The 15023-nt window shown below is 69.1% G+C and carries 12 protein-coding genes; 9 read left to right on the top strand and 3 right to left on the bottom strand.

Annotation, left to right across the window (positions count from 1 at the left end; translation table 11 throughout):
• Nucleotides 1-108: 108 nt before the first annotated feature.
• On the bottom strand, nt 109-1005 hold the full coding sequence (gene rfbD, locus ACY5KJ_RS09115; RefSeq protein ID WP_462203175.1) for a dTDP-4-dehydrorhamnose reductase: 897 nt from the start codon (nt 1003-1005) through the stop codon (nt 109-111).
• A gap of 162 nt (nt 1006-1167) precedes the next feature.
• Here rfbD and ACY5KJ_RS09110 point away from each other — a divergent pair, with 162 nt between their 5' ends.
• Complete coding sequence (locus ACY5KJ_RS09110; protein ID WP_462203174.1) at nt 1168-3069, top strand: glycosyltransferase family 39 protein; 1902 nt, start codon at nt 1168-1170, stop codon at nt 3067-3069.
• Between the two features lie 72 nt (nt 3070-3141).
• Here the strand turns inward: ACY5KJ_RS09110 and ACY5KJ_RS09105 are convergent, their stop codons facing one another.
• Nucleotides 3142-4218, bottom strand: coding sequence for a glucose-1-phosphate thymidylyltransferase (locus ACY5KJ_RS09105; RefSeq protein WP_462186857.1), 1077 nt, complete (start codon nt 4216-4218; stop codon nt 3142-3144).
• 509 nt (nt 4219-4727) lie between these two features.
• Between ACY5KJ_RS09105 and ACY5KJ_RS09100 the strand changes: the two genes are divergently transcribed.
• From ACY5KJ_RS09100 to ACY5KJ_RS09085, 4 genes are all read left to right on the top strand, one after another.
• The gene (locus ACY5KJ_RS09100; protein WP_462187329.1) at nt 4728-6128 is read left to right on the top strand and encodes an LCP family protein; all 1401 of its coding nucleotides are present in this window, start codon (nt 4728-4730) and stop codon (nt 6126-6128) included.
• A gap of 241 nt (nt 6129-6369) precedes the next feature.
• Nucleotides 6370-8088, top strand: coding sequence for an LCP family protein (locus ACY5KJ_RS09095; RefSeq protein ID WP_462203173.1), 1719 nt, complete (start codon nt 6370-6372; stop codon nt 8086-8088).
• Complete coding sequence (locus ACY5KJ_RS09090) at nt 8085-8996, top strand: TIGR03089 family protein (protein WP_462187327.1); 912 nt, start codon at nt 8085-8087, stop codon at nt 8994-8996. The genes ACY5KJ_RS09095 and ACY5KJ_RS09090 overlap by 4 nt, the downstream gene beginning before the upstream one ends.
• 223 nt (nt 8997-9219) lie before the next feature.
• Nucleotides 9220-10554, top strand: a complete 1335-nt coding sequence (locus ACY5KJ_RS09085; RefSeq protein ID WP_462203172.1) for a UDP-glucose dehydrogenase family protein — start codon at nt 9220-9222, stop codon at nt 10552-10554.
• An 86-nt stretch (nt 10555-10640) separates the two neighbouring features.
• Here ACY5KJ_RS09085 and ACY5KJ_RS09080 read toward each other — a convergent pair whose 3' ends face one another.
• Nucleotides 10641-11270, bottom strand: coding sequence for a beta-class carbonic anhydrase (locus ACY5KJ_RS09080; protein WP_462187325.1), 630 nt, complete (start codon nt 11268-11270; stop codon nt 10641-10643).
• 425 nt (nt 11271-11695) lie between these two features.
• Here ACY5KJ_RS09080 and ACY5KJ_RS09075 point away from each other — a divergent pair, with 425 nt between their 5' ends.
• From ACY5KJ_RS09075 to ACY5KJ_RS09060, 4 genes are all read left to right on the top strand, one after another.
• Nucleotides 11696-12178 carry a GtrA family protein gene (locus ACY5KJ_RS09075; protein WP_462187324.1) on the top strand — a complete coding sequence of 161 codons (483 nt, stop codon included), beginning with the start codon at nt 11696-11698 and terminating at the stop codon, nt 12176-12178.
• 346 nt (nt 12179-12524) lie between these two features.
• Nucleotides 12525-13121, top strand: coding sequence for a TetR/AcrR family transcriptional regulator (locus tag ACY5KJ_RS09070; RefSeq protein ID WP_462203171.1), 597 nt, complete (start codon nt 12525-12527; stop codon nt 13119-13121).
• Nucleotides 13122-13331: 210 nt separating this feature from the next.
• The gene (locus ACY5KJ_RS09065; protein WP_462187322.1) at nt 13332-13880 is read left to right on the top strand and encodes a hypothetical protein; all 549 of its coding nucleotides are present in this window, start codon (nt 13332-13334) and stop codon (nt 13878-13880) included.
• Nucleotides 13859-14464: a hypothetical protein gene (locus ACY5KJ_RS09060; protein ID WP_462187321.1), complete on the top strand. Its 606-nt coding sequence runs from the start codon at nt 13859-13861 to the stop codon at nt 14462-14464. The genes ACY5KJ_RS09065 and ACY5KJ_RS09060 overlap by 22 nt, the downstream gene beginning before the upstream one ends.
• Nucleotides 14465-15023 lie beyond the last annotated feature (559 nt).

Here is a 15023-nt window from a genome sequence, read left to right as displayed (position 1 = left end):
GGCGAGAGTCAGACACGCCCCCGCCCCCGCCCGCGGCCGGGGGCGCGGTGGGCCGACGGTGGCCGGTCGCGCAACGATCGGCAGAAAGATCGGTACCCGGCAGAACGATCAGCCGCGCAGCGCGTCGCCCGCCGCGACGAAGGCCGCGGACAGCGCGGCGTCCCAGGCCCGCGGAGGAGTGAGTCCCGCGTCCACCCACGACCGCCCGGAGAGCACCGCGTAGGCCGGGCGCCGGGCCGGACGGGGAAATGCCTCCGTCGTCGTCGGCGTCACCTTGGCCGGGTCCTGGCCCAGCGCGGCGACGATCTCGCGGGCGAAGCCGAACCACGTGGTCTCGCCGGCGTTCGTGCAGTGGTAGACGCCGGTCGGTGCCGCCGAGGAAGCGAGCTCGATCAGCCCCGACGCGAGATCGGCCGACCAGGTCGGCGAGCCCACCTGATCGTCCACAACGGACAGCGTGTCCCGCTCACGGGCCAGTCGCGAGATCGTCTTCACGAAGTTGCTGCCGGTCCGGCCATAGATCCATGCGGTGCGCACCACGTACGAGGCATCGGGCAGCAGGCCTCGGACAGCCTCCTCCCCGGCCAGTTTCGTCCGGCCGTATGCCGAGACGGGACCGGTAGGATCGTCGACCTCGTAGGGCTTGGCGGCCCGCCCGTCGAAGACGTAGTCAGTCGAGATGTGGATCAGGGTCGCGCCGACCTCGGCGCAGGCTGCGGCGAGGTGCGCCGGCCCCGTGGCGTTGACCGCGTAGGCGCCAGCCTCGTCCGACTCCGCCGCGTCGACGTTTGTCCAAGCCGCCGTGTTGAAGACGACCAGCCTACCCTGGGTCTTCGCGGGACGCGCCTGGTCGCGCAGGACGGCGCGCACCCGGGCCGAATCGGTGATGTCGAACTCCGCCCGGGTCAGACCGGCCCAGCCGTACACCCCGGAGTCCGGTTCCGCGGCTCGAGCCTCGAGCAGCCGGCAAAGGTCGGCCCCGAGCTGACCGGCAGCACCGGTCACGAGAAAACGCACCTTCCGAGTGTCGCAGACACCCTGACCCGCCCGGTTCAGGATCCACCCAGGATCAGCCCGTGTCGAGAAGAGGGCAACAGACAGGCGACGGTTACCCCACGCCGAGCTCGTCCGAACCTCTCACATCGGTCGTCTACGCTGGCGTCAACCATGGACGCCCCAGAACCGCCGATCATCGACCGTAGCTACACCGCCGGTCCCGCGCCTGATTCCGCGGCGGGGACCCGGCCGGCGGGGACCCAACCGGCGACCGAGGCGCGAGGCGAGGCCGCCGAGGCGGTGTCGATGCCCGGTCCGCGGCGCGTGCCGGTGTTACTGCTCCTCATCACGGCGGTTCACCTCGGCCTGCTGCTCAGCTACGCGTTCGTGTATCCGACCTGGACGGGATACGACGAGGCTCAGCACGTGGACATGGTCTACGGCCTGCAGCACGGAGTCGGCTGGCCCGCACCAGGCAAGAAGATCATCTCGACGGGTGTAGCCGCGACCTCTGACGACTTCGACCGCGGCCGCTTCCAGGACATGTTCCAGGCCGGTGGGAAACAGCGGGGCTCCCCGTCCTTCGCCGAGATCGATCCGACGCCACGCGGCCAGCGCCAGGCGTTCGACGCCCTCGGTGGGGTTACCCCCGTCGGCGACGGCCGCCTCTCCAACCAGATGGTGCAGCATCCACCATTGATCTACGTGGTCGGCGCCAGGCTGCTCGACGCCCTGCCGGGCTCCAAGCACTGGGCCTATGACCAGCAGGTCTTCGTCCTGCGTCTGTTGAACATCCTGGTGGTCGCGCCGCTGCCCCTGCTGGCATGGCTGGCGGCACGCCGCTTCGGACTGGATCAACCATCGGCTCTCGCCGCGGCGGCCCTGCCACTCGCCGTACCCGGGTTCACCAGGGTCGGTGCCACCTTCAACAATGACGGCATCCTGATGCTCGCCACCGGCGGGCTGACCGTCACCCTCGTGGGTGTGCTGCGCGGCGACATGCGTCGCCGCGCAGCCGCCTGGGCCGGAATCTGGTTGGGAATCGCCCTGCTGTCCAAGGCGTTCGCGCTGGCCCTGCCGGCCGTGATCATCGCCGCCTATCTGGTCGGCTGGTGGCACCTGCGGCGTGCGGGCCGGCATGCACCGGAGCGGTCTGCGTATCCGGCCGGCCGACTTTTCGCGTCGCGTCGCGCGATTGGCTCCCTGCCATGGACGCCGGCCACGCTGGCGGTCGGCCTCGGGCTCGCCCTGGGAGGCTGGTGGTGGATCAGGAACTACGTCCTGTACGACGCCGTCCAGCCGAACGGGTGGGCGACGAACCCGCCGCGGCGGGAACCACTGCTGCTTCCGGACTCCTTTCTCACCTGGTTCTGGTACTTCTTCCGGACTATGATCAGCCGCTTCTGGGGCGGGCTCGGCCTGTTCGAGCCGCCCCAGCTCTCCCCGGTCGCCATCGTCGTGGCGACCGGGGCGGTCGTCGGACTGTGCGCGGCCGCGCTGGTCGCCGGACCACGCCGCGCCGCGCGGCCGGACCGGCTGGCAAGCGATGCCGGGCCGGCGGTACTGCTGCTCCCGGTCGCTTTCGCCTACCTGATGGTCGGGCAGCGCAGCTGGGCGGAGTACCAGCAGTACACCCGCGGCATTGCCGTCCAGGGCCGGTATCTCTACCTGGGGCTGGTCGGTCTGGGGGTGGTGTTCGCTCTGGGCCTGCGCGCGGCGCTGCGCGGCCGGGAGCGACTGGCACCCGCCGTCACGCTGGTCAGCGCGCTGCTGATGCAGGGTCTGGGGCTGCTGGCGATCTGTTCATACTACTGGTTGCCGCGCCAGGTGTCCTTCACCCCGGCTCGCGTTCCCGAGGTCGTCGCGGGGGCCGGCCGCTGGGCGCCGTTTCCGGTCGGCGTCACGATCACGGTCTTCGTGCTGTCGGCGGTGCTCGTCGTTCTCTGCCTCGCCGTCGCGGTGCGGGCGGGCGGAGCCGGGGGCGCGCGGGCGGAGCCGGGGGCGCGGTCACGGGTTCGGGATCGGGTTCGGGATCGGGTCCGGGATCGGGTCCGGGATCGGGTCCGGGCGTAGGCGGTCACCGGCCGACGCCCGCCCCACGAAGTCCGTCGCGGATGTGCAAGGGAGGTCCGCTCCGAGCGGGCCTCAGGTCCCCGTCGTAGCCACCGAGACGCGGGAGTGGTCGCCCAGCATGAGCCGATGCGCCCTGGGCAGGGCCGCGGAGGGGACGACCTCGGCATCCCGGCCGATCAACGAGTCCTCGATCCGCCCGATCCCACGGATCGTCGCCCGCTCCAGCACGATCGAGTACTCGATCTCGGTCCGTTCGATGGTGCAGGAGTGAAAGATCGAGGTGAACGGGCCGACATAGGTATCGACGAGGGTGGTGTCCCGGCCGATGATGGCCGGCCCGCGCACGGTGGACCGGACCAGCGAGGCGCCCTCCTCGATCACCACACGGCCGACGATCGTGCTGTGCTCGTCAACGCTGCCACGGATCGCCGGCTCGATCGACTCGAGGAGGTGGCGGTTTGTCTCGAGCATGTCGTCGAGTCGGCCGGTGTCCTTCCAGTAACCCTCGACCAGGTGCGAGGCGACCTCGTATCCGCCGTCGACGAGCCACTGGATCGCCTCGGTGATCTCCAGCTCGCCGCGGGCCGACGGTTTGATCGCCCCCACGGCGTCGTGGATGGGGGTGCCGAACATGTAGACGCCGACGAGCGCCAGGTCACTCGGCGGAACGAGCGGCTTCTCGACCAGTCGAATGATCTTCCGGTCCGCACCGAGCTCGGCGACACCGAAGGCGGAGGGGTTGTCGACCCTGGTCAGCAGGATCAGGGCGTCCGGCGTGGTCCGTCGGAACTCCTTGACCAGGCTGGAGATCCCACCGATAATCAGGTTGTCGCCGAGGTACATGACAAACGGTTCATCGACGAGGAAGTCGCGGGCGATGAGCACGGCATGCGCCAGTCCGAGCGGCGCGTCCTGGCGGATGTAGGTGACCTGGATCCCGAATGCCGAGCCGTCACCTACCGCCGCCTGGATCTCGTCGGCCGTCTCCCCCACGATGATCCCGACATCGGTGATACCGGCGTCACGGATGGCCTCCAAGCCGTAGAAAAGCACCGGCTTGTTCGCCACTGGGACAAGCTGTTTGGCCGAGGTGTGGGTGATTGGCCGCAGACGGGTTCCCGAACCACCGGCAAGGACGAGGGCCTTCATGATCCGAAACCCTATCGTGCCGCTTTGAGCTGACAGAAAGTAACCGCCAATGTGATTCCTATCACATGGCAGATCGATCCACCTTTGCCCGCATGTCACCGCGAACACCCACCTGTGCAACAGGTATTTCCATGCGCACCGGGCCGGCGACAGGTACACCCCGCCCGATACGGGTACGTTGGGTAGTCGCAGGGTTCGGGGCGGCCAGCCGGCGGGAAACCTTACCGCGCATCTGATCGTTCCAGACCCAGGAGACATCTCGGGCCGCCTGGGAGGGGGACACGGTGACCGACGCGCCGCCGCGTCTGTCCGCGGGGTCCCAGGGCCCGCCCCCGCGGCGACGAAATCGTCTGAATCCTACTGCCCGTGCGTATCGAGGCCCGTATCCGACCCGGGACGACCACCAGAACCGCGACGACCACCAGAACCGCGACGGCGAACACGACACTCGCCGGGAGCGGTCTCTGGCATCCCGCCTGCTCACGGTAGTCGCAGCAATACTCGCCGCCGTGGTACTCCTTGCCGCGGTGGGCGGCTGGACCGCCTACGAGTATTTTGACGCCCAGATCAACCGGATCCGCCTCGGGCTCGGCGGGGACCGGCCGGCGGAGGCCGCGGAGGGCACCCGGAACTTCCTGCTGGTCGGATCGGACAGCAGGGCGGGCACCGGCGGCGAGTACGAGAGCCAGGGGGCGGTGACCGGCGAACGGTCGGACACGACGATGCTGGCCCACCTCGACGTGGACGGGACCACGACGATGGTCTCCTTTCCGAGGGACATCCTCGTGCGCATTCCGGGGCACGGCCTCGGCAAGCTGAACTCGGCGATCACCCTCGGCGGGCCCAGTCTCCTGATCAGAACGATCGAGAATCTCACCGACATCAAGATCGACCACTATGTCTCGGTCGATCTGGCCGGTTTCAAGGAGATGACCGATGCCATTGGCGGCGTCACCGTCTGCGTCAAACCGCTACCAAACGGCGGAAAGTCCAATCTGTACGATCCGTGGTCGCAGTGGCGGGGCACGGTAGGCAAAAATCATCTCAACGGAGAGCGGGCACTCGCCTTCGTCCGCCAACGCCACGGCCTACCCGACAACGATTTTGATCGCATCCGCCGCCAGCAGCAGTTCATCGGCGCCATCTTCACCCAGGCAACCACGACCGGGGTGCTCGCCAACCCGGTCAGGCTGGAGAACCTGCTTCAGGCCGCGACCAGGGCGCTCACCATCGATGACGGCACCAGCATGAACGACATGCGCGCGCTCGCGACACGGCTGCGCGGGATGTCCGCCGATCAGATCCGGTTCGAGACGATCCCCGTGCACGCCCCGACGCCGGCCGAGGGCGGCAACGCCGTGGGGGAGCTGCCGAGGTTCGGCTCCGTACAGCTCTACGACCCCGAGACGCTGGAGAAGTTCTTCGCTCCGCTGCGCGGGCGGGCCCGTGACACGCGGGAATCCTCCGTTACCCCGACCCCGACGGTCGACCCGGCACAGGTGCTGATCGACGTCTACAACGGCGCCGGGGTGGGGGGCCTCGCCGCCACGGCCGCCGGGGAGCTGCGGCAGGCCGGTTTCCGGGTCGGCCCGCCGCAGACGTGGCAGGCCGGCGTGGTGGAGACGACACAGGTGCGCTATCGCCCGGGCGAACAGGCCGCCGCCCATGCCGTGCAGGCCGACGTGCCCGGCAGCCGGTTGCGCGCGGACGCCTCCGTCCCCGCCGGCCACATCACCCTCGTCCTGGGCACGTCCTACGACGGGGTGAACCCGAGTCCAGCGGCCGGGGGCGCCGGATCGACCGGTGGTACCGGCACAGCCGCCGGGGCGACCGGCGGGTCCGCCGCGGCGGACCCGCCTCCCGCCTCACCGTCGACGGCCGCGGATCTCACCTCGGGGTGCACGTACTAACTGCTGGCTGGCTGATCGTTCACCCGACCGTCCGATCACATTCCGCGCCGTCCACACTACGGTCGGAGATGAGATCAACCCCGCCGTGAACATCCGCGCTTGCCATGGCAACGTCTTGGCCGTCCGGAACGTCCAGTTAGACGGACACGGCTGCCACATCACGACCACGACGGCCGCGGCATGCGTTCCGGCGGGGGTTCTCCCGCTCCGGCCGCCTGAGCGAGGAGGGCTTTCGACTCAGGTGAGCCCCGATACCATGCGCCCGCCGGCCCTGCCGCCCGCGTTGGACCCGCGTGGGCCCCGTCGCCACCACTCCCCGCTGCGACGGCTGTCCGTTGGAGCCGTCGCTCTGCTGTCCGTGCTGGTTCTCGGTCTGAGCACCATCGGGTGGGCCGCCTACCGGCAGTTCGACAAGGCCGTCACGCGCGTCGACTGGGACATCGAGGGTGCCCGCCCAGCGAGCGTGGACGGCGAGGAGAACATCCTGCTACTCGGCGACGACAGCCGGGAGGGTACCGAGGGTCAGTACGGTGTGGTAGACGGCGTCCGGTCCGACACCACCATCATCGCCCACTTCGGCAAGGACGGCTCGGCCACGTTGCTGTCCTTCCCCCGGGACATGCTCGTCCCGGAGGTGCCGCGGGAGAAGGCCACCGCCCGCGACGGCCGGTCGAAGCTCACCGAGGTGCTCGAGTTGGCGGACGTCCCCGGTCTCGTCAGCACGCTGGAATCCCTGACCGGCCTGAAGATCGACCATACCATCTCGATCAATCTCGCCGGTTTCAAGGCGATGACCGACGCGGTGGGAGGCGTAACCGTGTGTGTGACGCCCCTACCGAACGGCAGCACCCGCAACCTGCACGACTCGATGTCGGGATGGAGCGGACGGCTCGGCGAGAACCGTCTCAACGGTGATCAGGCGCTGGCCTTCGTCCGGACCCGCTACGCGCTCGGGGACGAACGCCTTCGCATCCTGCGCCAGCAGCAGTTCCTCTCCAAGCTGCTGGCGACAGCGACCAGCACCGGAGTGCTCACCAACCCGGCCAAGATCACTTCGTTGATCGGGGCGGTCGGCGGCGCGCTGCGGATCGACCAGGGCCTCGACCAGACCGCGATACTCAAGCTCGCGAAGCGGGCCAGCGAGCTGGGTCCGGGAAGAATTCACTTCGTGACAGTCCCTACGCACATCGCGCTGCGCTCCGATGGTGCGGTCGACGACATGGGTTCGATTCCCCCGCACGGGGCCGTACTCATCGTCGATCAGGCCGGCCTCGACCAAGTCCTCGCTCCGCTGCTGCCCGCGGGCACCAAGCCTCCCGCACAGCGAACTCTCGACCCCGCCCAGGTCTCGATCGCCGCCGTCCGCAACGCCTCGGGACGTGCCGGACTCGCCACCCGCACGGTCGACGGACTGCGGGCACTCGGCTTCACTGGGCCGATGACCGCCGCGACATCGACCCGCCAGACTCTGACCGAGGTACGCCATCCCCCGGGCCAGGAGGCCGCGGCACGCACCCTGGCGGCGACGATCCCCGGCAGCCGGATCGTCGCGGGCGCCGGCCGCTCCGGGGCCGGCCTCGTCCTCGTCCTCGTCCTCGGATCCACCTTCACCGGCCTGTCCAACGTCGGCCTGTCCAACGTCGGCCTGCCCAACGGTGGCCTGCCCAGCGGTGGCCTGCCCAGCGGTGGCCTGCCGGGCGGTGGCCTGCCCAGCGGTGGCCTGCCGGGCGGTGGCCTGCCGGGCGCGGCGGCGACCGTCGACACGAGGATCCCGACGACCTCGACGGCCGCCGGTGGTGACACCCGGACGACCACGGTCGCCATCACCGCGACGCCGGCCCCGGCGACCGGCGGGGCCGGCACCACAGGCGTCACAGGCGCCACAGGCACCGGCGGCACCACGGGCACCGCGACCGCTCCGGTCGGTCCCGTTCCCTCCGACACCTTGTGCACGCCATGAACGCCTCCGTGCCGCGGCTGGTCGCCGTACGGACGCTGCTTGGCCCGGCCGCGGACGCCGACGCCGACGCCGCACCCGCGGCGGGAGTTCACGGCATCGCGTCCGTCCTCGCGCACCGGCTGGCCACCGATCCCGCCCGCCCGCTGGTCACCTTCTACGACGACGCGACCGGCGAACGCGTGGAATTCTCGGCGACCACCTTCGACAACTGGGTGGCGAAGACCGCGAACATGCTGGTCGACACGCTCGGCCTCGGCATCGGTGACCGGGTCGGCGTCCACCTGCCGACGCACTGGCTCAGTTCGGTCATTCTGCTCGCCACCTGGTCAGCCGGGATGGAGGTGGTCCTCGTCCGAGACGCAGACGGCGGGCAGGACGGCGGGGACACCGAGAAGGACGGCGGGGAGCTGCCGGTCGCGACCCCCCTCGACGCGCTGTTCGTGGCCGAGGACCGGCTCGACGAGGCGTCCGGCCTGATGGTGGACGAGATCGTGGCCCTGTCACTGCGCCCGCTGGGTGCTCGGATGCGCAGGCCCGTCGCCGGGGTTCTCGACTACGCCGCGGAGGTGCCCCCGCACGGCGATCGGTTCGCCGCCCCGGCACCGCCACCCGGGCAGGCCGCGCTGCTGCGCGCGGGTACCGCGATCGCGGGGGCGTGGGACCTGGGACCCGCGGACCGGGTGCTGTTCACCGCGTCGCTCGCCACGACCGAGGGCCTGGTCGGCTCGCTGCTCGCTCCCCTGGTCGCAGGCTCGTCGATCGTGCTGTGCCGGCATCTCGACAGCGCCGCGCTCCCGCGGCGCATCGAGACGGAGAAGATCACCGCCGTCGGTCGGTCGGTCCTGCGGCACGCGCCCGGCCCACTGCCCGCGGGGGTCCGGTCGCTGCCGCTCCCCCGCCTCGGGTGAAACCCGCACGACCCCCGTAGCGGGCCGCGGATGGGGAATGACCATACCCGACATCCGGACGGCTCACAGACGGCGTGACCACCGAACGGCGCGACGGCCAACGAGAATGGGGCAACGCGGTCCCCGGTGCGTCCGGCTCACCGGGGCTTACGAGATTGCCCCGGCGGGAGGGCCGGCAGCGCGGCGGCCGGTCTTTACCACGTGTAGCGGAGGTCGCTCGAACGTGAGCACGTCACCGGTTCTTCACATCAGCGTCATCGGCACCGGATACCTGGGCGCGACACACGCCGTATGCATGGCGGAACTGGGGTTCGAGGTCATCGGTGTCGATATCGACGCGACCAGGACGCAGCGGCTCGCCGTGGGTGAGGTGCCCTTCTTCGAGCCCGGCCTGGAAGGGCTACTCCGCAAGAACCTGGAGGCGGGACGACTGGCCTTCTCGAGCTCGCTCGCCGAGGCGGCTGACCGGGCCGAGGTGCATTTCATCTGCGTGGGAACACCGCAACGGCCCGATTCCGGCGCGACGGACCTGCGCCACGTCGAAGCGGTGACGAATGGTCTGATCGCGGCCGGGCTGCGGCCCGGGACGCTGGTGGTGGGCAAGTCGACGGTTCCCACGGGCACCGCGGCCCGGCTGGCCGGACGACTTGCCGCCGGCGCCCCGGGCGCGGAACTTGCGTGGAATCCCGAGTTCCTCCGGGAGGGGTCCGCCATCGACGACACCCTGCGGCCGGACCGCCTGGTCTTCGGGGTCGTCCCGGGTGGCATCGCCGAGGCACGGCTGCGGGCGGTCTACGCCAGAACGATCAAAGAAGGCACACCCGTCATCGTCACCGACTTCGCCACGGCCGAGATCGTGAAGGTCGCCGCGAACGCCTTCCTCGCGACGAAAATCTCCTTCATCAACGCGATGGCCGAAATCTGCGACATGACCGGGGGGAACGTGACCGAGCTCGCCGCCGCCCTGGCTCACGACCCCAGGATCGGGCCCCGGTTCCTCCAGGCCGGCATCGGCTTCGGTGGCGGCTGCCTACCCAAGGACCTCCGTGCCTTCCAGGCCCGCGCGGACGAGCTGGGAGTCGGCTCCGCGCTGGCCTTCCTCACCGAGGTCGACGCCGTCAACACGCGGGCCCGGACGCGGACGGTGGCGCTAGCCACCAAGGCGCTGGGGGGCTCGCCGACGGGCCGGATGGTGGCGGTCCTCGGTGCCGCCTTCAAACCGAACTCCGATGACATCCGCGACTCGCCCGCCCTCGACGTGGCCACCGCGCTGCACCGCGCCGGCGGCCACGTGTCCGTGTACGACCCCGCGGCGATCCCGAACGCCCGCGTTCGCTACCCGTACCTGCACTACACCGACTCGGTGATACGGGCCGTGGCAGGAGCGGAGATCGTCCTGGTCCTGACGGAATGGAGCGAGTTCCGCGAGATCGACCCGGCCGCCCTGCGACCGCACGTCAGCAGACCCATCGTCATCGACGGACGGCACGTCCTGGATCCCGCGGTCTGGCGGGATGCCGGCTGGATCTACCACGCGCTCGGACGGCCACTCGCGTGACCCGCCTACCGGACCTACCGGACTAGGCAAGCTTGACCCGACGACAATCCGACGACGCGACCCATCCCATGCCGCCGTGGACCGCCCTACGGCAGAACCTCGACCAGTGCCCCGGTCTCCACCTGGTAGACGAATCCACGCACCGAGGTGGTGGACTGCAGGAACGGCGACGAACGCAGCACCCTGACGGACTTGCGCACGTCCTCCTTGACATCGAGAAAGGAATACACGTCCCATTCGGGACGAACGCCCGTCTCGTGCTCCACCTGGTCCCGGAACCCGTCGTCGGTAATCCTTTCGAGACCACATCCGGTGTGGTGTAAAAGAATGATCTCCGTCGTTCCCAGCACGTGCTGGCTCACGGCGAGCGAGCGGACCACATCCGGGGTGATGACACCACCGGCGTTGCGCAGGATGTGGGCGTCACCTTCGACGAGACCGAGCAGAGCCTCCACCTGGATCCGCGCGTCCATACAGGCAACCACCGCGACGCCCAGGCGCGGCCGCGCGCCGGGCAGGGCAGGAAGCCCGGCCTCCCGCCGCCGGACGGGGTGACCTACGGCGTAGCTCAGCAGGAGTTCGGTCGCCGTGGCATCGCTACCCACTGGGCCCACCGGCTCCACCGGGCTCACAGGACGCACGGTGTCCGCGGGGCGCACGGTGTCCGCCTGGGCGTCGGCAACGGAGCCAACAGCAGTGTGGTCATCGGTGTCCACGTGGTCATCGGTCCTTGACGTTGACATCAACGGCTCGGCCGGCGACTCGAGCGGATCATGATGATGCGTCCTTCCGATCAATGGTCCCCACCCTCCCACTGCCAGAATGCCGTCCATGGGCCCAGCTTCGCCAACGTTCCCAAGCTTTTGCCGAAGTTGTGCCACTCACGTTGCCCGCCGCACCGGATTGGTGGCATCACCTAGCGTAAAGATGGGAACAGCTACTCGGTGACTCCACCACGCGCCGACGGGTTCACCGCTACGTCCGGCACCATGGCCGGTGAGCCGGCCTCGCCACGGATGCCCACCACGCCACCGTCGACGGGGGTGGCACGGTGGGCGGGCGGGAGCAGCCGGTACTCTCTCCGAGTGGTAAATATCGATCGGGGTCGCCCGTGGTGAGACACCGACAGACCCGCTCACCGATGCAGGTACTCATCCACGAGATGGGCAAGTTCGGGCTGGTCGGCGGCGCGTGTTACGCCATCGACTTTCTTGTCTCCAACCTGTGCCACACGCTTCTCGGAATGGGTCCACTCAGCGCGAAGACCGTCTCCACGGTGGTCGCTGCCACCTTTTCCTACATCGGGAACCGGCAATGGTCGTTCAACCATCGCGCCCGAACCGGTCTACGTCGCGAGTACACACTCTTCGTGATCCTGAATACGGTCGGGTTGCTGATCGCGCTCGGCTGCCTCGGGTTCGCACGCTATGTACTCGATCTCAAGGGCGTACTTGCGTTCAACCTGTTCGGTAACATCATCGGCACCGGGCTGGGCACCGTATTCCGGTTCTGGGCCTACAAGAAGTGGGTCTTCCTCCACCCGGACCATCCCAAGGCCACCGCGAACGGCGGAGCCCGTCAGGACGGTCGTCGGCGCATCCCGGAGCATGCGGGCCGGATCTGACCGCACCAGCGGCCCCCGGCCCGACGCACATTCCGCCGCCTCGTCCGGCACCGGACCGGCCGTTTCAGGTGCGCCGCGCATCGCCGCCACCCCCGGACGCCCAACACGCCCGCCGACACGGCACGACAGCGGAACAGGACGTTCCGCCCTCCCGCCGTCCCCGGCAGACAAGTCGGGAACAACCTAGTTCCGATACCGAACGGTTCCCGAACCTTCGCCGGTGGGCTACGCTCGGCGGGCCATGCTGGCGCCGCGCGCCCACAGCCCTCCATCCAGCGAGACACATCGGCTACCGGGAACGCCGCGTGGAGCGCCGTCCAGTCCGCAGCAACCTGGAGGGTGTGTCGTGACCCCGTCCTCGCTCGCGTCGTCGCACCCCGGCGGCCGACCTCGCGACGAGAGCCGGGACCAGGCGATCCGCACCGCCACCCTCGACCTTCTGGCCGAGGTCGGATACGACGGTGTGACGATGGACCGGGTGGCCACCCGGGCGCGAGCCGGAAAGGCCACCATCTACCGGCGCTGGCCGTCAAAGCTCGCCCTGGTGATGGACGCGGTCAACGCCTTCACCGAGCAGCGGATGCCGGTACCCGACAACGGCTCCCTCCGCTTGGACATCCTTGAGTTCCTGACCTCGTTCCATGACACGATCCGCGGCGATCGGGGACGGATCCTCGCGGAACTGATCTCGGAGATGCCGCGCAATCCCGGTCTGCGCGATGCCCTGCGCCGCGGCCTCTGGATGCAACGCCAGGCAAGCTCGGAGGCCATCATCGAACGCGGGATCGCCCGTGGCGAGGTCCGCCCGGACGTCGACCGCACGGTACTCATAGAACTCGGAACCGCCGTCATCCTCCAACGGGTGCTGCTGACCGGAGATCCGGTCGATCAGACGTTCCTGGAGATGATCGTCGACGACATCATGATCCGTTACGCGGCCTGATCCGACACCTTGTCTACAAGACGACCCGGGATCCCCCTCCGAACGCAAAGCTCCTAACATCGAGCATCGAGCCCGACCTGGGCCGAACGGGGCGGTCCGTCCCGTTCTAACACAGATGGACGGTTGCGAGAACCGCCCAGCACCACGGCGGGATCCGCAAGATCACGAGCGCGGGCCGGGGCCGCTCTTCGCGCAGCGCAGGAGGACGTCATGCAGTCACCGGGCCCAGGCCCCCAGGACCCGGACGCCCAGACCCAACGGGTTGACGGCAACGCTGGTGGTTCTTATTCCGCCTCGTCGTACTCCGCGGGCTCGGCACCGTTCGGCGACGAAGACGAGACCCGCCTGCTCGGCAACAGCGCACCCGGCGGCTACCCGCCCACGGAACAGTACTCCCAGAACCCTCCGAACCAGTATCCCCAGAACCAGTACGCACAGAATCCGTACCGCGGCACCGATCAGTACCCCCCGACGGGGGTCTACCCACCCGGCGAGGGCTACGGCCAGGGTTACCAGCAGCAGGATTATCCCGCCAACAGCTATCCCACGGAGAGTTATCCGCAACAGGCATATCAGCAGAACTATCAGCCGGGTTACCACCAAGATCCGGGTTACCACCAAGGGTATCAGCAGCAGGGCTACCCTGCGGCGGGCGGTTACGGAGGTTATCCGCCGCCGGGGGCGCCCCCCGGCCCGGCGGCTCTCAACGTCGGCGTAACACCATCATCGCTGCGGCGGTGGCGGCGGCACTCCTCCTGATCATTATTCCGGTTGTGCTCCTCTCCGGAGGTTCCGACAACCCGGGCACGGTGACCGCGCCCGACAGCCCCAGCGCCTCACCGACCTCGACAAACCCATCGTCATCGCCCTCGCCAAGTCCAAGTCCAAGTCCAAGCGCAAGTCCGAGTCCCTCGGCGCAGTTCACCCCGGCGCAGCACGCCCTGCTGGCCAAGCTCGACTCGTCCGTGATGACGGACTGCGAGCCCAACGGCGAAGCCGAGGGCGGCCACATCAAGGCGTCGTTATTCTGCAACTCGGATGATGGGAAGGTGATGGCTGCCTACTCCTACGCGACCACCAGTGATCTGAACAGCGACGTCGAGGTGCGCAAGTCCCTGGTCACCACCACCGGCGGCAAATGCGAGCAGGGCGGCGACGAGGTCTTCACCTGGAACTTCCACGAAGGTGCGACCCAGGGCACGGCCGTCTGCAACGTGCGTAATGGTGATCACTTCATCTTCTGGTCCTACAATTCCACGTTGGTCTCCTTCATGGCGACCGGCCCCGACGGGGCGGCCCTGTACGAATGGTGGAGTAATTTCGATCCGGTGCCCAAGACCTGACGTCGCGGTGGACGCCGCCGGGACGCGGCCACGTCCGCACGGCGGGGTGCTGCTTGCTGTGGCTTCGATCTTGCCTGCTTGCCTTCGGCCGGGCGGGTGGTGATAGAGCAGTATTTGTGACGCAGTAGCCTGACATCGCCCATATCCGAGCGGTGAGGGGCCTACGCTGGGGTTGCACCTGTCACCCATCTCGGGAGGAACCGTGCCCAGCCCCGGCCAAGGCGACGACGAAGCGTCGCGGGTGTCCGAGCCACCGCCGGCCTCGCCGCGGCCAGGGAGCGGCCCCGATCCAGACCCGGACGAGCCTGACCGGACCATCCTGCATCCACTACACCCAGGACCGGGACCAGGGGTGGGGCCGGGGCATGCCTTGTCGCCTCCGCCCTATACGAATCCGGTCTCACCGCCGTCGGCCCTGGGCTCGGGACCACTGTCGGGTTCCAGACCGCAAGGTCCGGTTCTGCCACCGGGCCCGCCGGTCCCCACGGTTCCCCCTCACTTCGGGGGACTGACCGGTCCGGGTGGCCCGCCGGGGCCGCCCGGCCCCTCCACTCCGTCC

Source organism: Frankia sp. CcWB3, assembly GCF_977927595.1.
The sequence above is the reverse complement of the archived record's forward strand: the minus strand, read 5'-3'. Positions and strand labels throughout refer to the sequence as shown.

Coding starts and splice junctions, on each gene's coding strand:
- ACY5KJ_RS09090 (WP_462187327.1), top strand. CDS start 8,085: ATGAACGCCTCCGTGCCGCGGCTGGTCGCCGTACGGACGCTGCTTGGC.
- ACY5KJ_RS09110 (WP_462203174.1), top strand. CDS start 1,168: ATGGACGCCCCAGAACCGCCGATCATCGACCGTAGCTACACCGCCGGT.
- ACY5KJ_RS09105 (WP_462186857.1), bottom strand. CDS start 4,218: ATGAAGGCCCTCGTCCTTGCCGGTGGTTCGGGAACCCGTCTGCGGCCA.
- ACY5KJ_RS09065 (WP_462187322.1), top strand. CDS start 13,332: ATGCAGTCACCGGGCCCAGGCCCCCAGGACCCGGACGCCCAGACCCAA.
- ACY5KJ_RS09075 (WP_462187324.1), top strand. CDS start 11,696: ATGCAGGTACTCATCCACGAGATGGGCAAGTTCGGGCTGGTCGGCGGC.